Annotated in this window: 15 protein-coding genes; 7 read left to right on the forward strand and 8 right to left on the reverse strand. The window is 70.5% G+C overall.

Features of this window, described 5'->3' with window-relative positions:
• Window positions 1-2 precede the first annotated feature (2 nt).
• A complete protein-coding gene (locus CU044_RS17380; protein ID WP_129769595.1) occupies window positions 3-503 on the forward strand; it encodes a PH domain-containing protein in 501 nt (166 codons plus the stop codon).
• The gene (locus CU044_RS17385; protein WP_129769597.1) at window positions 500-2,050 is read left to right on the forward strand and encodes a PH domain-containing protein; all 1,551 of its coding nucleotides are present in this window, start codon (window positions 500-502) and stop codon (window positions 2,048-2,050) included. The genes CU044_RS17380 and CU044_RS17385 overlap by 4 nt, the downstream gene beginning before the upstream one ends.
• Window positions 2,051-2,171: 121 nt before the next feature.
• Here the strand turns inward: CU044_RS17385 and pgl are convergent, their stop codons facing one another.
• From pgl to tkt, 5 genes are read right to left on the reverse strand one after another with little or no spacing between them, the layout of a single operon-like run.
• Window positions 2,172-2,954, reverse strand: coding sequence for a 6-phosphogluconolactonase (pgl, locus tag CU044_RS17390; RefSeq protein ID WP_129769599.1), 783 nt, complete (start codon window positions 2,952-2,954; stop codon window positions 2,172-2,174).
• Entirely contained in the window at window positions 2,951-4,006 is a 1,056-nt protein-coding gene (opcA, locus tag CU044_RS17395; RefSeq protein WP_129769601.1) for a glucose-6-phosphate dehydrogenase assembly protein OpcA, read from the reverse strand. The genes pgl and opcA overlap by 4 nt, the downstream gene beginning before the upstream one ends.
• Complete coding sequence (gene zwf, locus CU044_RS17400) at window positions 4,003-5,535, reverse strand: glucose-6-phosphate dehydrogenase (RefSeq protein WP_129769603.1); 1,533 nt, start codon at window positions 5,533-5,535, stop codon at window positions 4,003-4,005. The genes opcA and zwf overlap by 4 nt, the downstream gene beginning before the upstream one ends.
• A 4-nt stretch (window positions 5,536-5,539) precedes the next feature.
• A complete protein-coding gene (tal, locus tag CU044_RS17405; protein WP_129769605.1) occupies window positions 5,540-6,658 on the reverse strand; it encodes a transaldolase in 1,119 nt (372 codons plus the stop codon).
• A gap of 35 nt (window positions 6,659-6,693) precedes the next feature.
• A complete protein-coding gene (gene tkt / locus CU044_RS17410; RefSeq protein ID WP_129769607.1) occupies window positions 6,694-8,769 on the reverse strand; it encodes a transketolase in 2,076 nt (691 codons plus the stop codon).
• Between the two features lie 326 nt (window positions 8,770-9,095).
• On the opposite strand from tkt, the gene CU044_RS17415 reads away from it, so the two are divergent.
• The 3 genes from CU044_RS17415 to CU044_RS17425 all read left to right on the forward strand — a co-directional run bounded on the left by CU044_RS17415 (window position 9,096) and on the right by CU044_RS17425 (window position 11,773).
• On the forward strand, window positions 9,096-10,043 hold the full coding sequence (locus CU044_RS17415) for a heme o synthase (RefSeq protein ID WP_129769609.1): 948 nt from the start codon (window positions 9,096-9,098) through the stop codon (window positions 10,041-10,043).
• 109 nt (window positions 10,044-10,152) lie between these two features.
• Window positions 10,153-10,527: a hypothetical protein gene (locus CU044_RS17420; RefSeq protein WP_129769611.1), complete on the forward strand. Its 375-nt coding sequence runs from the start codon at window positions 10,153-10,155 to the stop codon at window positions 10,525-10,527.
• A gap of 127 nt (window positions 10,528-10,654) precedes the next feature.
• Window positions 10,655-11,773, forward strand: a complete 1,119-nt coding sequence (locus tag CU044_RS17425) for an amidohydrolase (RefSeq protein ID WP_129769613.1) — start codon at window positions 10,655-10,657, stop codon at window positions 11,771-11,773.
• A gap of 117 nt (window positions 11,774-11,890) precedes the next feature.
• Here CU044_RS17425 and CU044_RS17430 read toward each other — a convergent pair whose 3' ends face one another.
• From CU044_RS17430 to CU044_RS17440, 3 genes are all read right to left on the reverse strand, one after another.
• The gene (locus tag CU044_RS17430) at window positions 11,891-12,859 is read right to left on the reverse strand and encodes a COX15/CtaA family protein (RefSeq protein ID WP_129769615.1); all 969 of its coding nucleotides are present in this window, start codon (window positions 12,857-12,859) and stop codon (window positions 11,891-11,893) included.
• Window positions 12,860-12,948: 89 nt separating this feature from the next.
• Entirely contained in the window at window positions 12,949-13,665 is a 717-nt protein-coding gene (locus tag CU044_RS17435; RefSeq protein ID WP_240045672.1) for an ABC transporter permease, read from the reverse strand.
• A 125-nt stretch (window positions 13,666-13,790) separates the two neighbouring features.
• Window positions 13,791-14,774, reverse strand: coding sequence for an ABC transporter ATP-binding protein (locus CU044_RS17440; protein WP_129769619.1), 984 nt, complete (start codon window positions 14,772-14,774; stop codon window positions 13,791-13,793).
• Between the two features lie 209 nt (window positions 14,775-14,983).
• Between CU044_RS17440 and CU044_RS17445 the strand changes: the two genes are divergently transcribed.
• Together CU044_RS17445 and sufB are read left to right on the forward strand one after the other, a co-directional pair.
• On the forward strand, window positions 14,984-15,727 hold the full coding sequence (locus CU044_RS17445) for an ArsR family transcriptional regulator (protein ID WP_129769621.1): 744 nt from the start codon (window positions 14,984-14,986) through the stop codon (window positions 15,725-15,727).
• Window positions 15,724-17,145, forward strand: coding sequence for a Fe-S cluster assembly protein SufB (gene sufB, locus CU044_RS17450; RefSeq protein WP_129769623.1), 1,422 nt, complete (start codon window positions 15,724-15,726; stop codon window positions 17,143-17,145). The genes CU044_RS17445 and sufB overlap by 4 nt, the downstream gene beginning before the upstream one ends.
• Window positions 17,146-17,166 lie beyond the last annotated feature (21 nt).

The following is a 17,166-nucleotide window of genomic DNA, read 5'->3' on the forward strand; positions in this document are numbered from 1 at the left end:
CGATGACGGGGGAGGGGGGCCGGCGGCTGAGGCCGCCGAACAACACGCTGGACAGGCGTGCCATCGGCTGGTGGCGCACGCGGTGGCTGCTGCTGACCGTGGCGCCGGTGGGGGTGCTGGTCCTGCTCGGGGCGCTCATCACCCCGGCACGGACCTGGCTGCTGGTCCCCGCCGTCGTGCTGGCGGTGCTCGGGCTGGCCTGTACGGCACTGATACCCATGTGGTCGTTCAGGGTGCACCGCTGGGAGGTGACGGACGAGGCCGTCTATGTCCGCACCGGCTTCTTCTGGCAGAAGTGGCGGATCGCGCCGATGTCCCGGACCCAGACCGTGGACACCGTGCGCGGTCCGCTGGAGCAGCTGTTCAAGCTCTCCACGGTGACCGTCACGACCGCGTCCGCCAAGGGCGCCGTGCGGATCGCGGGGCTCGACCACGAGCTGGCCGCGGGGCTGGCCGAGCAGCTGACGCACATCACGCAGGCCACTCCGGGGGACGCGACATGAGCGAGCCCGCGGAGTCCGGGGGGCCCGCGGAGGGGGAGTGGCGGCGGCTGGACCGGCGTACGCTCCTGGTCACCGTAGTGCTCATGGCCGGGGTCGCCGTGGTCGCCGGTGTGCCGTCCTTCGCCGGCATGGCCGGCGGCCTGGGGTCGCTGACGGCGATCGGCTGGGTGTCGGCCGGTGCCGTGCTGCTGATCGTCTGCGTCACGGGCGCGGACTACATACGGTGGCGCCGCACCCGCTACCGGATAGGACCCGAGCGCGCCGAACTCCGTACCGGACTGTTCCTGCTGAAGCGCCGGTCGCTGGCCCGTGAGCGGATACGGAGCGTCGACCTGACGGCCCATCCCCTGCTCCGGGTCCTCGGGCTGGTGAAGGTCCGGATCGGCACCGGCGAGCAGACCGGCGGGGAATCCACGCTGGAACTCGACCCCGTCACCCGCGCCGAGGGCGAGTGGCTCAGAAGCGAACTGCTCGACCGGATCCCCGAGACGTCCGGGGCGTACAGCGACGGCACGCTGGCCTCATTCGACCGGCGGTGGATCCGCTACGCGCCGCTCTCCTTCGTCGCCCCGCTGCTCGGTGCCTCGGCGGCCGGGGGACTGGTGCAGCTCAGCGACTGGGTCGGCATGCAGCTGCGGCTGTTCGAATGGCTGGGCGACTACTTCCGGACCGTCTCGATCCTCTGGGGGAGCGTGATCCTGCTCGCCGTGCTGGCCCTCGTGGGCGTCATAGGGTCACTGGGCCTGTGGATCGAGATGTGGTGGAACTACCGTCTGGAGCGGGAGCCCGGCCGTACGCTCCGGGTCCGCCGCGGACTGTTCACCTCCCGCTCCATCTCCATCGAGGAGCGCCGGCTGCGCGGTGTGGAGCTGGTCGAGCCGCTCGGGGTCCGGATGGCGGGCGCGGCCAGGATGGACGCGGTCGCCACCGGTCTCGCCCAGGAGGACGAGGACGCGCGCAGCGACAAGAAGACGCTGCTGCCGGCCGCGCCCCGGGCGCTGGCCGACGCGGTGGCGGCGCAGGTCCTGCGCGAGCCCGTGTCCCCGACGAGCAGCGTGACCCTGATCCCGCACCCGCGTGCCGCGCGGGGGCGCCGGCTGCGCTGGTCCGTGGCGTACGCGCTGGTTCCGGTCGTGATCCTCGCCGTTCTCGGCCTGCTGCTGACCGACGTCCTGCTCTTCATCGCGGCGGTCGGTGCGGTGATCCTGCTGCCGGTGGCCGTGCTGCTGGCCCTGGACGCCTACCGCAACCTGGGCCATGGCCTCAGCGGCGGCTATCTCGTGGCCCGCTCCGGCACGGTGCGCCGCGCGACGGTCGCCCTCCAGCGCGGTGGTGTGATCGGCTGGACGGTCAAGCAGTCGTACTTCCAGCGCCGCGCGGGCCTGCTGACACTGACGGCGACCACGGCCGCGGGCGAGGGCGCGTACCACGTGTACGACGCGGCGTGGGGCGAGGGCCTGGCCTTCGCGGACGAGGCGGTTCCGGGCCTGCTGGCGCCTTTCCTGGAGCCGGACACGGACCCGGACGAGACGCCTCGGCAGTCGTAGAACACGGCAAACGTAAGCACGGAGCGCGTGTACGCGTCGCGGCCCGGACCACCGGCAAGCGGTCCGGGCCGCGACGCGTACACGCGCTCCGTGTCAGGCAGGACTAGCTGTCATACAAGGCCTAGGCCGAGGCCGGCGGGTAGAGCGCCCGGGGCAGGGCCGAGGCCGCTGCCGCGTCGAGCAGCCAGAGCGTGCGGCTGCGGCCGTACGCCCCCGCCGCCGGTGCCTGGATCTCGCCCGCGCCCGACAGCGCGATCTCCGCGGCCTTCGCCTTGTCCTCGCCCGCCGCCAGCAGCCACACCTCGTGTGCCGCGCGGATCGCGGGCAGCGTGAGGGAGATACGGGTCGGCGGGGGCTTGGGAGCGCCGTGCACGGCGACCACCGTGCGCTCGGTCTCCCGTACGCCCGGCAGCTCGGGGAAGAGCGACGCCACATGCGTGTCGGGCCCGACCCCCAGCATCAGGACATCGAAGGTCGGCACCGGCCCGTGGTCCTCCGGGCGGGCCGCCGCGGCGAGTTCGGTGGCGTACGCGGCCGCTGCCGCCTCCACATCACTGCCGTACGGGCCGTTCGAGGCCGGCATCACATGCACCCGCGAGGGGTCCAGCGGCACCGAGTCGAGCAGCGCCGCGCGCGCCTGGGTGATGTTGCGCTCCGGGTCGCCCTCCGGCAGGAACCGTTCGTCGCCCCACCACAGATCGAGCCGCGACCAGTCGATCGCGTCCCGGGCGGGCGCCGCGGACAGTGCGGCCAGCAGACCGTTGCCGTTGCGCCCGCCCGTCAGGACGACGGAGGCGGAGCCGCGCGCGGCCTGGGCGTCCACGATCTTCGTGATCAGCCGGGCCGCCGCGGCCTGCGCCATCAGCTCCTTGTCGCGGTGGACGACCAGCTGCGGAGCGCTCACTTCGACTCCGCCTTCTTGGGCATGGCGGCAGGCGTGACCGCGCCGGCGGGCTTGGCGGACTTGGCGGGTGTCGCACCGCCGTCAGCCGTACCGCCGTCACCGGCCGCCCTCGACGACGAGCCCGACCCGTCACCGAGCCGGTCCACGCCGAACCGCAGCGCCGACGCGTACGTGTCGTCCGGGTCCAGCCGGCGCAGCTCCTCGGCGATCAGCTCCGAGGTCTCCCGCCGCTTCAGCGCCACCGCCCGGTCCGGCTGCCCCTGGATGGAGAGCGTCGCCAGCGAGCCGTCCGCCCGGCCCAGCTGGATCGGCCCGCAGGACGTCTCCATCCATACGGCCGTGAGGCCGGGGCCCTTCGAGACGCTGCGCTTGACCGGTACGTGCAGCCGGTCCGCGAGCCACATGGCGAGCAGCTCGCAGCTCGGGTTGTGCTCCTCGCCCTCCACCTCCACCGAGGTGACATCGCAGGCGACCTGGTCCAGAGCGGCCGCGACCATCGAGCGCCACGGCGTGATGCGGGTCCAGGACAGATCCGTGTCGCCCGGGGTGTACGCCTCGGCGCGTGCCGTCAGCTCCGCCACGGGATCCTCGGCCGCGTACGTGTCGGTCACCCGGCGCTGCGCCAGCTTGCCCAGCGCGTCCTTGGCCGGGTTGACCGGCGCGTTGACCGGCCACCACACGACGACGGGGGCGTCCGGCAGCAGCAGGGGCAGGACCACCGACTGCGCGTGGTCCATCACCTCGCCGTACAGCCGCAGGACGACCGTCTCGCCGGTGCCCGCGTCGGCCCCCACCCGTACTTCGGCGTCGAGCCGGGCCTTGGCCCGGTCGCGCGGCGATCGCGAGTGACGCTTGACGACGACCAGCTTCCTCGACGGGTGCTCGCGGGACGCCTCGTTGGCGGCCTTGAGCGCGTCGTACTGGTTCTCCTCGTCGGTGACGAGCACCAGCGTGAGGACCATGCCGACGGCAGGGGTGCCGATCGCCCTGCGCCCCTGCACCAGCGCCTTGTTGATCTTGCTGGACGTGGTGTCCGTAAGGTCGATCTTCATGGCCGGCGCCAGCTCCGTCCGTCTCGTGCGAGCATCTCGTCCGCCTCGACCGGACCCCAGGTCCCGGACTCGTACTGCGCGGGCTTGCCGTGCGTGTCCCAGAAGTTCTCGATCGGGTCGAGGATCTTCCAGGACAGCTCGACCTCCTCCACGCGCGGGAAGAGGTTCGAGTCGCCGAGCAGCACATCGAGGATGAGCCGCTCGTACGCCTCGGGGCTGGACTCCGTGAAGGACTCGCCGTACGCGAAGTCCATCGAGACGTCCCTGACCTCCATGGAGGTGCCGGGGACCTTCGAGCCGAACCGCATGGTCACGCCCTCGTCCGGCTGGACGCGGATGACCAGGGCGTTCTGCCCCAGCTCCTCCGTGGCCGTGTGGTCGAAGGGGGAGTGCGGCGCGCGCTGGAAGACCACCGCGATCTCGGTGACCCGGCGGCCGAGCCGCTTTCCGGTACGGAGATAGAACGGGACGCCCGCCCAGCGGCGGTTGTCGATCCCCAGCTTCACCGCGGCATAGGTGTCGGTCTTCGACGTGGAGTCGATGCCCTCTTCCTGGAGATAGCCGACGGCCTTCTCGCCGCCCTGCCAGCCCGCGGCGTACTGCCCGCGCACCGTGCCCTCGGCGAGATCCTTCGGCAGCCGTACGGCGCCCAGCACCTTGGTCTTCTCCGCGGCCAGCGCGTCCGCGTCGAAGGAGGCGGGCTCCTCCATCGCGGTCAGCGCGAGCAACTGGAGCAGATGGTTCTGGATCACGTCACGGGCGGCGCCGATGCCGTCGTAGTAGCCGGCCCGGCCGCCGATGCCGATGTCCTCGGCCATGGTGATCTGGACATGGTCGACATACGACCGGTTCCAGATCGGCTCGAAGAGGGTGTTGGCGAACCGCAGCGCCAGGATGTTCTGGACGGTCTCCTTGCCCAGATAGTGGTCGATCCTGAAGACCTCGTTGGACGGGAAGACCTCGTGGACGACCTTGTTCAGGTCCTGCGCGGACGCCAGGTCGTGGCCGAACGGCTTCTCGATGACCGCGCGCCGCCAGGAGCCGTCGGTCTGGTCGGCCAGCCCGTGCTTCTTGAGCTGCTGGACGACCTGCGGGAAGAACTTCGGCGGTACGGAGAGATAGAACGCGAAGTTGCCGCCGGTGCCCTGCGTCTTGTCGAGATCGGCGATCGTCGCCTTCAGGTTCTCGAACGCGTTGTCGTCGTCGAAGTCGCCCTGGACGAAGCGCATCCCCTGGATGAGCTGCTGCCACACCTCCTCACGGAACGGTGTGCGCGCGTGCTCCTTTACGGCGTCGTGCACCTCCTTGGCGAAATCCTCGTCCTGCCACTCACGGCGCGCGAAGCCGACGAGCGAGAAGCCCGGCGGCAGCAGACCGCGGTTGGCCAGGTCATAGATGGCGGGCATCAGCTTTTTTCGGGACAAATCGCCCGTGACGCCAAAGATGACCAGGCCCGACGGCCCCGCGATACGCGGGAGCCGTCGGTCCGCGGCGTCACGGAGCGGGTTCGCTCCGTGGGTTGCGGTCAAGGGATCAGCCCTCCGAAGGGGCGAGGCGCTTGAGCTCCGCCTCGGTCGACTTGAGCAGGTCGTTCCAGGCGGTCGCGAACTTCTCGACGCCCTCGTCCTCCAGCAGCTGGACGACCTCGTCGTACGAGATGCCCAGCTTCGCGACGGCTTCGAGGTCCGCGCGCGCCTGGTCGTACGTACCGCGCACGGTGTCACCGGTGATCCGGCCATGGTCCGCGACGGCTTCGAGCGTGGCCTCCGGCATGGTGTTCACCGTGTGCGGCGCCACCAGCTCGTCGACGTACAGCGTGTCCTTGTACGCCGGGTCCTTGACACCGGTCGAGGCCCACAGCGGACGCTGCTTGTTGGCCTGCGCCCGGTCCAGGGCGGCCCAGCGCTCGGAGGAGAAGACCTCTTCGTACGCCTCGTACGCGAGCCGCGCGTTGGCCAGGGCCGCCTTGCCGCGGGCCTCCTTGGCCTCGGGCGTGCCCAGCGCGTCGAGCCGCTTGTCGATCTCGGTGTCCACGCGGGACACGAAGAAGGACGCCACCGAGTAGATCTTGGACAGGTCCAGGCCGGCGGCCTGAGCCTTCTCCAGACCCGCGATGTAGGCGTCCATGACCTCGCGGTAGCGCTCCAGCGAGAAGATCAGCGTGACGTTGACGCTGATGCCCCGGGCGATCGTCTCGGTGATCGCCGGCAGACCGGCCTTGGTCGCCGGGATCTTGATCAGGGTGTTCGGACGGTCCACCAGCCAGGCGAGCTGCCTGGCCTCGGCGATGGTCGCCTTCGTGCGGTGCGCCAGCCGCGGGTCCACCTCGATGGAGACCCGGCCGTCCTGGCCCTGCGTCGCGTCGAAGACCGGACGCAGGATGTCGGCGGCGTCGCGGACGTCCGCCGTGGTGATCATGCGGATGGCTTCCTCGACGGTGACCTTGCGGGCGGCGAGATCGGCCAGCTGGGCGTCGTATCCGTCGCCCTCCGAGATCGCCTTCTGGAAGATCGACGGGTTGGTGGTGACGCCCACCACGTGCTGCTGATCGAGCAGTTCGGCGAGGTTGCCGGACGTGATCCGCTTGCGCGAGAGGTCGTCGAGCCAGATCGCGACGCCTTCGTCGGAGAGGCGCTTGAGTGCGTCTGTCATGAGAGTTGCATCTCCTACTGTTCGTATATAAGGCGTCAGCGCGCCGAAGCCGCCAGAGATTCCCGTGCCGCCGCGGCCACCGCGTCCGCGGTGAAGCCGAACTCGCGGAAGAGGACCTTGCCGTCGGCCGAAGCACCGAAGTGCTCCAGCGAGACGATGCGTCCGGCGTCGCCCACGAAGCGGTGCCAGGTGAGCCCGATACCGGCCTCGACCGCCACCCGCGCCCTCACGGCGGGCGGCAGAACGCTGTCCTTGTACTCCTGGTCCTGCTCTTCGAACCACTCGACCGACGGCATCGAGACCACCCGGGTCGGGATACCGGCGGACTGGAGCCGCTCACGCGCCTCGACGGCCAGCTGCACCTCGGAGCCGGTGCCGATCAGCACGACCTGCGGAGCGCCGCCCTCGGCCTCGAACAGGACGTAACCGCCCTTGGCCGCGTCGTCGTTGGCCTCGTACGTCGGCACACCCTGGCGGGTCAGCGCCAGACCGTGCGGAGCGCCCTTGTCGTGCCGCTTGAGGATTTCGCGCCAGGCGATCGCCGTCTCGTTGGCATCGGCGGGGCGGACGATGTTCAGACCCGGGATCGCCCGCAGCGCCGAGAGGTGCTCGACCGGCTGATGGGTCGGACCGTCCTCGCCGAGGCCGATCGAGTCATGCGTCCAGACGTAGGTGACCGGCACCCGCATCAGCGCGGCGAGCCGCACGGCCGGGCGCATGTAGTCGGAGAACACCAGGAAAGTGCCGCCGTAGATACGGGTGTTGCCGTGCAGCGCGATGCCGTTCATGGTCGAACCCATGGCGTGCTCGCGGATGCCGTAGTGCACCGTGCGGCCGTACGGGTCGGCCTCCGGCAGCGGGTTGCCCACCGGGAGGAACGACGACGTCTTGTCGATGGTGGTGTTGTTCGAACCCGCGAGGTCGGCGGAGCCGCCCCACAGTTCGGGGATGACCTCGCCGAGCGCCTGGAGCACCTTGCCGGACGCGGCGCGCGTCGCGACGGACTTGCCGGTCTCGAAGGCGGGGAGCTTCTCCTCCCAGCCCGCGGGCAGTTCGCCGGCCCTGACCCGGTCGAACGTCGCCGCGCGCTCCGGGTTGGCGGTACGCCAGGCGGCGAACGTCTTCTCCCACTCGGTACGCGCCTCACGGCCGCGGTCGAGCGCCTCACGGGTGTGCGCGAGCACCTCGGTGGAGACGTCGAAGGACTTCTCCGGGTCGAAGCCGAGCACCTTCTTGGTGGCGGCGACCTCTTCGTCGCCGAGCGCGGAGCCGTGCGCCGCCTCGGTGTTCTGCGCGTGCGGGGCGGGCCACGCGATGATCGAGCGGGCCGCGATGAACGAGGGACGCTCCGTCTCCGCCCGCGCCGCCTTCAGCGCCTCGTGGAGACCCGCCGGGTCGAGGTCGCCGTTGGGCAGCTGCTCGACGCGCTGCACATGCCAGCCGTACGCCTCGTACCGCTTGAGGGTGTCCTCGGAGACCGCGGTCTCCGTGTCACCCTCGATGGAGATGTGGTTGTCGTCCCAGAGCAGGACCAGATTGCCCAGCTTCTGGTGGCCGGCCAGCGAGGACGCCTCGGCCGAGATGCCCTCCTGGAGGCAGCCGTCACCGGCGATCGCCCAGATGGTGTGGTCGAACGGGGAGGTGCCGGGCGCGGCGTCCGGGTCGTACAGACCGCGCTCGTAGCGAGCGGCCATCGCCATGCCCACCGCGTTCGCGACACCCTGCCCGAGCGGACCCGTGGTGGTCTCCACACCGACGGTGTGTCCGTACTCCGGGTGGCCCGGGGTCTTCGAACCCCAGGTGCGGAAGGACTCCAGGTCTTCGAGTTCCAGGCCGTATCCGGCCAGGTAGAGCTGGATGTACAGGGTCAGGGACGAGTGGCCCGCCGAGAGGATGAACCGGTCGCGGCCGGTCCACTGCGCGTCGGCGGGATCGTGCCGCATCACCTTCTGGAAGAGCAGATAGGCGGCGGGGGCCAGGCTCATGGCCGTACCCGGATGGCCGTTGCCGACCTTCTGTACGGAATCCATGGCCAGGACGCGGGCGGTGTCGACTGCCCGGCGGTCCGAATCGGTCCACTCGAGGTCTGTGGTGGTCGGCTTGGTGCTCACCCTGAGTCAGGGCTCCTCTCCACATGATCGAATCCCGGTGTCTGAGGGCGCACCGGTTCGCTGTCGAGCCTACCCGCAGCAACAGTCATCTTTCCGAGCGTGTTTCCAGGGTGCGGCGCGGCCGGAGAGTTCGCCTCCCGGCGCCCCGGAGTTCACCTCCAGGCAGGTCGTGAGGACCGTTCCGGGAGGGCTTTCGGCGGTGTTTCGCACCATCGACCCCCGCGAAGATCGGCATGAGGGCAACGTCTAGAGTGGCGTGGTACGCGCAAGTCTTTACCGGGGCTTCACGCCCGGAGCTTGCTGGGATTTCTCTGTCAGGGGTGTGCGTGACGGCCGTCGAGTCCCGACCCGCAGGGGTCGCTCTGACTCCGAGCTCGGGCGGCCATCGGCCGTTCGGCGCCCGCGTCAAGGCATTCGTGTTGCTGACCAAGCCGCGGATCATCGAACTGCTGCTCATCACCACCATTCCGGTGATGTTCCTGGCCGCGCAAGGTGTGCCGAATCTGTGGCTGGTCGTCACCACCTGTGTCGGAGGCTATCTCTCCGCCGGTGGTGCCAACGCGCTGAACATGTACATCGACCGTGACATCGACGCCCTGATGGACCGTACGTCGCAGCGTCCTCTCGTCACCGGCATGGTCTCGCCGCGCGAGGGGCTGGTGTTCGGCCTCACGCTGGCCGTGGTGTCGACCCTCTGGTTCGGACTCCTGGTCAACTGGCTGTCCGCGGCCCTCGCCCTGGGCGCGCTGCTCTTCTACGTCATCGTCTACACGATGATCCTCAAGCGCCGTACCTCGCAGAACATCGTCTGGGGCGGTATCGCGGGCTGCATGCCGGTGCTGATCGGCTGGTCGGCGGTGACCAATTCGGTGTCCTGGGCCGCCGTCATCCTCTTCCTCGTCATCTTCTTCTGGACGCCGCCGCACTACTGGCCGCTCTCCATGAAGGTGAGGGACGACTACGCGCGCGTGGGCGTTCCGATGCTCCCGGTCGTCGCCACCAACCAGGTCGTGGCCCGCCAGATCGTCCTCTACAGCTGGGTGATGGTCGCGGTCTCGTTGCTGCTCACCCCCCTGGGGTACACCGGCTGGTTCTATACGACGGTCGCGCTGGTGTCCGGCGGCTACTGGCTCTGGGAGGCGCACGGACTCCAGTCGCGCGCCAAGGCCGGCGAGACGGGCGCCAAGCTCAAGGAGATGCGGCTGTTCCACTGGTCCATCACCTATGTGTCGCTGCTCTTCGTGGCCGTGGCCGTGGATCCCTTCCTGCGCTGAGGCGCCCCCCGTACCGCACCGACTTGCTCCACCGACGGGTGGGGCGCGTGGTCAAGGCCACGCGCCCCACCCGTCGTCGGTTCATCTACCCGTGGGTAGCATCCCGTTCATGGCAGAGACCCAGCAGACAGAGCAGAGCGACGCGGCCGACGAGAACAGGGCCCTGGCCCGGCGGGAGGCGCGCGACGAGCGCCGGGCCGCCCGGCTGGCGAAGCGGATCGGCGCCTTCGCCAGGCGGCACGGAGGTGCGGAAGGGCAGCTCGCGTACCTCGGACAGGCCGGTACGCGCATCGTGCTGGTCGGTGAGGACGGCGGCTGGGGCGATCTCGTCGCCCCCTCGCACGCCATCGCGAGCAGCGCCGCGGAGAAGGCGGGGCTGACGCTGCACGAGTCCTTCGACGGCGAGTTCGCCGCCAAGGTGCGCACGGGGCCGTACGAATGGAAGCGGATGGCCGGACTCCAGCTCGGTGGCCGCGAAGCCTGAGGCGTCGCGAGGCCCGAGCCGTCGCGCCGTCGCGAGGCCAGGGGGGCGCCGCGGCGTCCGAAAGGCGCCACCCGAGCGCGAGTTACCCGTTAGGACAGTAGGAGTACGGTCCACGACGGGAAACCCGATGATCGAAACAGCGTCCCTCGTGGACCAGTACTGCCACGGCGTACTCCGCACGGAACTGGGCCTCGCCACCTTCGAGGCCCAGCTCGGCGGAACGGCGCGCGCTCCCGCGTCCGGCACCACGTTCTTCGACACCCAGACCGGGTTCGCCGTCCGGCGCTGGTGCCCGCCGCTGCTCGGTCTGGAGCCGCACTGCCCGCCCGCCCGCTACCTCGCCCGCCGCCGGGAGCTCGGCGTACTCGAAACCGGACGCCGGCTGCTGCGCGCCACCGGGATCTCCACCTATCTGGTGGACACCGGACTGCCCGGCGATCTGACCGGGCCCGCCGAGATCGCCGCGACGGGCGCGGCCGAGGCGCGGGAGATCGTCCGGCTGGAACCGCTGGCCGAACGGGTCGCCGATGTCGCGGGAGGAGCGGGCACCTTCCTGGCCGGTCTCGCCGAATCCGTGCACGCGGCGGCGGACTCCGCCGTCGCCTTCAGCTCCGTCGCCGGGGCCAGAACGGGGCTCGCCGCCTCGCCCGAGCCGCCGGGGCCGGGGGAGGTGCGGGGCGCGGCGGGCCGCTGGCTGGCCGGGCGCCGGGCCGGGGGCCCGCTCACCGATCCCGTACTGCTGCGGCATCTGCTCTGGATCGCGGTCGGCTCGGGACTGCCGCTGCAACTGCACGCGGGCGGCGCCACCGACACGTATCCGCGGGACGGCCACGCCGACCCGGGGGCGCTCACCGGCTTCGCGGCGGCCACGGCCGGGCTCGGCACCGATCTCGTCCTGCTCAACGGCTATCCGTACCACCGGCACGCGGCCCATCTGACGAGCGTCTTCCCGCATGTGTACGCGGATCTGGGCCCCGTACTGGCGCGGACCGGGGCCGGGGCCGCGGCCGTGCTCGCGGAGATCCTGGAGCTGGCGCCGTTCGGCAAGCTGCTGTTCTCCAGCGGCGCGCGCGGGCTGCCCGAGCTGCACGTGGTGGGTGCGCAGGTGTTCCGGGAGGCGCTGGAACGGGTCCTCGGCGGCTGGGTGGGCGACGGCGCGTGGGCGTTACGGGACGCCCAGCGCGTCGCCAGGATGATCGCGGCCGGCAACGCCCACCGGCTCTACGGGCTGCCGGACGCTTCCTGACCGCACTCTGTCGCTTCGTGCGCGGATGCGTTCGCGGACGGACGTTTTCCGGTCGTATTTCTCAAGCCGCGCTTCTCAGACCGCGCTTCTCGGACTGTGCTTCTCAGGCCGCGCTTCTCAGACCGCCGAGAGCGTCGGGTCCGACTGCGCGGGGATCTCCGTCGCCACCCGGGGCCGCTCGCGCAGGCTCATCGCCAGCCGCAGGACGGCGATCCACACCAGACAGGACCCCAACATATGGGCGCCGACCAGGACTTCGGGGAGGTCGGTGAAGAACTGCACATAGCCGATGCCGCCTTGCGCCAGCAGCACGAGCAGCAGCTCGCGGGCGCGCGCCCGGGTGTCGGCGGGGGCGTCCACCACCCGCAGCACCAGCCACATCGCCACCGCAAGCGCGCAGACGATCCAGGCGAACACCGCGTGCACATGGGCGGTGGTGGCCCAGTCGAACGGCATCCGGGGCACATCGCTGCTGTCACCGGCGTGCGGGCCCGAGCCCGTCACCGCCGTACCCGCCGCGATCAGCACGACCGCGGCGCCCACCAGCGCCCAGGACAGCTTGCGCACCGGGCGCGGGACGCGCGGCCGGGGGGCGCCGTCGCCCTCGCGGGTGCGCAGCCAGGTCAGCGTGGTGACGGTGAGCAGGGTGCTGGCGAGGAAGAAGTGCCCGGCGACGGTCCACGGGTTGAGGTCCATCCACACCGTGATCCCGCCGATCACGGCGTTGCCCATCACGATCCAGAACTGCGACCAGGCGAGCCGGGTCAGCCCGCGCCGCCGCGGCTTGGTGGAGCGCGCCGCGATGATCGCCCAGCCGACCGCCGCGCACAGCACATAGGTCAGCATGCGGTTGCCGAACTCGATCGCGCCGTGCACCCCTTGCTCGGGGGTGGCGAAGAGGCTGTCGTCCGTGCACTTCGGCCAGGTGTCGCAGCCGAGGCCGGAACCGGTCAGCCGGACAGCGCCGCCGGTGACGACGATGACGACACTCATCACGACGGCGGTGAGCGCGGCGCGCTGGAGCGTACGGGGCGAAGGCGTCCAGCGCTGAGCGATATACGCGAGGGGGGTCAACACGGCCACCATCGTAGGACGGAGCTTGTGCAGCTTTTCACGAGGGGTACGTATGCCGCGTCTCAGCGGTCCGGCCACCCGCTGCCGCCCCGCTCACGGGGCTACTCCCAGCGGAAGAACGCGCCCGCCGCGCCGAGACCGAGGGCGGACCAGACCGCGAGAATCCCGAGGTCGCCCCACGGCAGCGCGGCGCCGTGCTGGAGCACCTCGCGCAGCCCGTCGGAGAGTGCCGATATCGGCAGCAGCCCGAGCACCGAGCGCGCCGCGTCCGGGAACTCGTCCAGCGGCACGATCACCCCGCCACCCACCAGGAGCAGCAGAAAGACCAGGTTCGCGGCGGCCAGCGTCGCCTCGGCCCTGAGCGTGCCGGCCATCAGCAGCCCGAGCCCGGAGAAGGCGGCCGTGCCCAGTACGAGCAGGGGCAGAACGGCGAGCGGGCTGCCCTCGGGGGACCAGCCGAGCGCGAACGCGATCACCGTCAGCAGCACGATCTGGAGCACTTCGGTGACCAGCACGGAGAGCGTCTTGGCGGCCATCAGGGCCCACCGCGGCAGCGGCGACACCGCGAGCCGCTTGAGCACCCCGTACCGCCGCTCGAAACCGGTGGCGATGGCCTGGCCGGTGAAGGCCGTGGACATCACGGCCAGCGCGAGGACGCCGGGGGCGAGGAAGTCCACCGCTTTGTCCGCGCCGGTGTCGATGATGTCGACCGTCGAGAAGAGCACCAGCAGCAGCGACGGGATGATCACGGTCAGCAGCAGCTGCTCGCCGTTGCGCAGCAGCAGCTTCGTCTCGAACGCCGTCTGCGCCGCGATCATGCGCACGAGCGGCGCCGCGCCGGGTGCCGGAGCGTAGGTGCCGGTGCCGGTGCCCGCGCCGCGTGCGCCCGTGCCGCGCGTACCCGCGCCGCTCGTGCCGGTGCCGGTGCCGCTCGCGCTGGTGGTCATGAACGCAGCTCCTTGCCGGTCAGTTCGAGGAAGACGTCCTCCAGCGTGTGCCGCTCCACGGAGATCCCGTTCGCCATCACGCCGTGCTGCGCGCACCAGGAGGCCACCGTGGCGAGCAGTTGCGGATCGACCCCGCCGTTGATCCGGTAGACCCCCGAGGACAGCTCGTCGGCGGCGGTGCCGTCCGGCAGCGCCTTCAGCAGGGAGCCGAGGTCGAGCCCGGGGCGCCCGGTGAAGCGCAGGGTGTTCTCCGCGCCGCCCCGGCACAGCTCCTCGGGGCTGCCCTGGGCGATGACCCGGCCCGCGTCGATGATCACCACATCGTCGGCCAGCTCCTCGGCCTCGTCCATGAAGTGCGTGGTCAGCACCACGCCCACGCCGTCGGAGCGCAGCTCGCGTACGAGATCCCAGGTGGAGCGGCGGGCCTGCGGGTCGAGGCCGGCGGTCGGCTCGTCCAGGAAGACCAGCTCGGGGCGGCCGACGACGGCCAGGGCCAGCGCGAGCCGCTGCTGCTGGCCGCCGGAGAGGCGGCGGTAGGTGGTACGTCCGCAGCTGCCGAGGCCGAGCCGTTCGATCAGCGCGTCCACATCGAGCGGACGGGCGTGCAGCCGGGCCATGTGGCGGAGCATCTCGTCGGCGCGTGCCCCGGAGTACACGCCGCCGGACTGGAGCATCACGCCGATGCGCGGGCGCAGCCGGGCGGCGTCGGCGACGGGGTCGAGCCCCAGGACGCGCACGGATCCGGCGTCCGGCTCGCGGTATCCCTCGCAGATCTCGACCGTGGTCGTCTTGCCGGCTCCGTTGGGGCCGAGGACGGCGGTGACCGTACCGGCACCGACCGTGAGATCGAGGCCGTTCACCGCGGTCCTGGCCCCGTAGCGCTTGACCAGGCCCCGTACCTCGACGACCGGCTCTCGGGAGGTCCGGCCCGCGGCGGAGCCGCTTTCGGGCAGACGGCCACCCGGGAAGTCGCTGTACATGCCGGGAAGTCTAGGCAGGCGGACGGGGCCTCAATCCCGCGGGGGTGAAACGGCGATCGCACGCCATTCGGAGCCCCGGCTTCCGGGTGCGCGCGACCGCCGGCGAACCGAGCCCTCTAGAGATTAGGTAACCCTAAGTGATGAAGCGCACCGGAAGCTGTCTTCCGCCTCGGTTGTCAGGGCCGGAGGAATTACGCAACAATGGCGTTGTGAAATACGTTGGCGAGGCTTCCCAGGAGGAACTCGCGACCGGCGAGCACTCCACTCGCAACCGGGTCGCGCGGTCCATCCTGGACCACGGCCCGTCCACCGTCTCCGATCTTGCGGGACGCCTCGGGCTCACGCAGGCGGCCGTCCGCCGTCATCTGGACGCACTGGCGGCCGATTCCGTAGTGGAGCCCCGCGACCAGCGGATCTACGGCTCGCGAGGGCGCGGCAGGCCCGCCAAGGTGTTCGCCCTGACCGACTGCGGCCGGGACGCCTTCGACCAGTCCTACGACCAGCTCGCCGCGGACGCCCTGCGCTGGATCGCGGCCGCCGCCGGCGGCGGCGAGCGGGGTGAGGCGGCCGTCGCCGCCTTCGCCCGTGCCCGTATCGCCGGCCAGTCCGAGGGCTACCGGGAGGCGGTCGAGGCCGCCGAGCCGGATCAGCGGACGGAGGCACTCGCCAAGGCGCTGAGTGCCGACGGGTACGCTGCTACGGCGCGTAGCGCGCCGAACCGACAGGGCGAGCAGCTCTGCCAGCACCACTGCCCGGTCGCGCACGTCGCCGAGCAGTTCCCCCAGCTGTGCGAGGCGGAGACGGAATTCTTCTCCCAGCTGCTCGGGACCCATGTGCAGCGGCTGGCCACCATCGCCCATGGCGACGGGGTCTGCACGACCTTCATTCCCCGCGCCACCCCACAGACCACCCATCACGCTTCTGAAAGCACAGCCGGGAGGAACCCCGCATGACGCTCCCCACGGAGACTGCCCACCCTGAGCTCGAGGGTCTGGGCACGTACGAATTCGGCTGGGCCGACTCCGACGCGGCCGGCGCCGCTGCCAAGCGCGGTCTCTCGGAGGCTGTCGTCCGCGACATCTCGGAGAAGAAGAACGAGCCGGAGTGGATGCTCAAGCTGCGGCTCAAGGGTCTGCGCCTGTTCGACAAGAAGCCCATGCCCAACTGGGGCTCCGACCTGTCGGGCATCGACTTCGACAACATCAAGTACTTCGTGCGGTCCACCGAGAAGCAGGCGGCTTCCTGGGAGGAGCTGCCGGAGGACATCAAGAACACGTACGACAAGCTCGGCATCCCGGAGGCGGAGAAGCAGCGCCTCGTCGCCGGTGTCGCCGCCCAGTACGAGTCCGAGGTCGTCTACCACCAGATCCGTGAGGACCTGGAGGAGCAGGGCGTCATCTTCCTGGACACGGACACCGCGCTGAAGGAGCACCCGGAGCTCTTCCAGGAGTACTTCGGCACGGTCATCCCGGTCGGCGACAACAAGTTCGCCTCGCTGAACTCGGCCGTGTGGTCCGGCGGATCGTTCATCTACGTGCCGAAGGGCGTGCGCGTCGACATCCCGCTCCAGGCCTACTTCCGTATCAACACGGAGAACATGGGCCAGTTCGAGCGGACGCTGATCATCGTCGACGAGGACGCCTACGTCCACTACGTCGAGGGCTGCACCGCCCCGATCTACTCCTCGGACTCGCTGCACAGCGCCGTGGTCGAGATCATCGTCAAGAAGGGCGGCCGCTGCCGCTATACGACGATCCAGAACTGGTCGAACAACGTCTACAACCTGGTCACCAAGCGGGCCGTGGCCTACGAGGGCGCGACCATGGAGTGGGTCGACGGCAACATCGGCTCCAAGGTGACCATGAAGTACCCGGCCGTCTACCTGATGGGCGAGCACGCCAAGGGCGAGACCCTGTCCATCGCCTTCGCGGGCGAGGGCCAGCACCAGGACGCCGGCGCCAAGATGGTCCACATGGCCCCGCACACTTCGTCGAACATCGTCTCCAAGTCGGTGGCGCGCGGTGGCGGCCGTACCTCGTACCGCGGTCTGATCGAGATCGGCGAGGGCGCCGAGGGCTCCAAGTCCAATGTGCTCTGTGACGCGCTGCTGGTGGACACCATCTCGCGGTCCGACACCTACCCGTACGTGGACGTCCGCGAGGACGACGTGTCCATGGGCCACGAGGCGACCGTCTCCAAGGTCTCCGAGGACCAGCTCTTCTATCTGATGAGCCGCGGCCTCTCCGAGTTCGAGGCCATGGCCATGATCGTCCGCGGCTTCGTGGAGCCGATCGCCAAGGAGCTGCCCATGGAGTACGCGCTGGAGCTCAACCGGCTGATCGAGCTGCAGATGGAGGGGTCCGTCGGCTGACCGCCGCGCGGCCCTCGCCCG

The organism is Streptomyces sp. L-9-10, from assembly GCF_004151105.1.
In the GTDB taxonomy this organism is placed as follows: domain Bacteria; phylum Actinomycetota; class Actinomycetes; order Streptomycetales; family Streptomycetaceae; genus Streptomyces.

What these genes read in the sequence shown, in the direction of transcription:
- CU044_RS17435 (WP_240045672.1), bottom strand. Translation starts at nt 13,665, where the DNA reads ATGATCGCGGCGCAGACGGCGTTCGAGACGAAGCTGCTGCTGCGCAAC.
- tal (WP_129769605.1), bottom strand. Translation starts at nt 6,658, where the DNA reads ATGACAGACGCACTCAAGCGCCTCTCCGACGAAGGCGTCGCGATCTGG.
- CU044_RS17430 (WP_129769615.1), bottom strand. Translation starts at nt 12,859, where the DNA reads ATGGTGGCCGTGTTGACCCCCCTCGCGTATATCGCTCAGCGCTGGACG.
- CU044_RS17385 (WP_129769597.1), top strand. Translation starts at nt 500, where the DNA reads ATGAGCGAGCCCGCGGAGTCCGGGGGGCCCGCGGAGGGGGAGTGGCGG.
- CU044_RS17440 (WP_129769619.1), bottom strand. Translation starts at nt 14,774, where the DNA reads ATGTACAGCGACTTCCCGGGTGGCCGTCTGCCCGAAAGCGGCTCCGCC.
- CU044_RS17380 (WP_129769595.1), top strand. Translation starts at nt 3, where the DNA reads ATGACGGGGGAGGGGGGCCGGCGGCTGAGGCCGCCGAACAACACGCTG.
- opcA (WP_129769601.1), bottom strand. Translation starts at nt 4,006, where the DNA reads ATGAAGATCGACCTTACGGACACCACGTCCAGCAAGATCAACAAGGCG.
- CU044_RS17425 (WP_129769613.1), top strand. Translation starts at nt 10,655, where the DNA reads ATGATCGAAACAGCGTCCCTCGTGGACCAGTACTGCCACGGCGTACTC.
- sufB (WP_129769623.1), top strand. Translation starts at nt 15,724, where the DNA reads ATGACGCTCCCCACGGAGACTGCCCACCCTGAGCTCGAGGGTCTGGGC.
- CU044_RS17420 (WP_129769611.1), top strand. Translation starts at nt 10,153, where the DNA reads ATGGCAGAGACCCAGCAGACAGAGCAGAGCGACGCGGCCGACGAGAAC.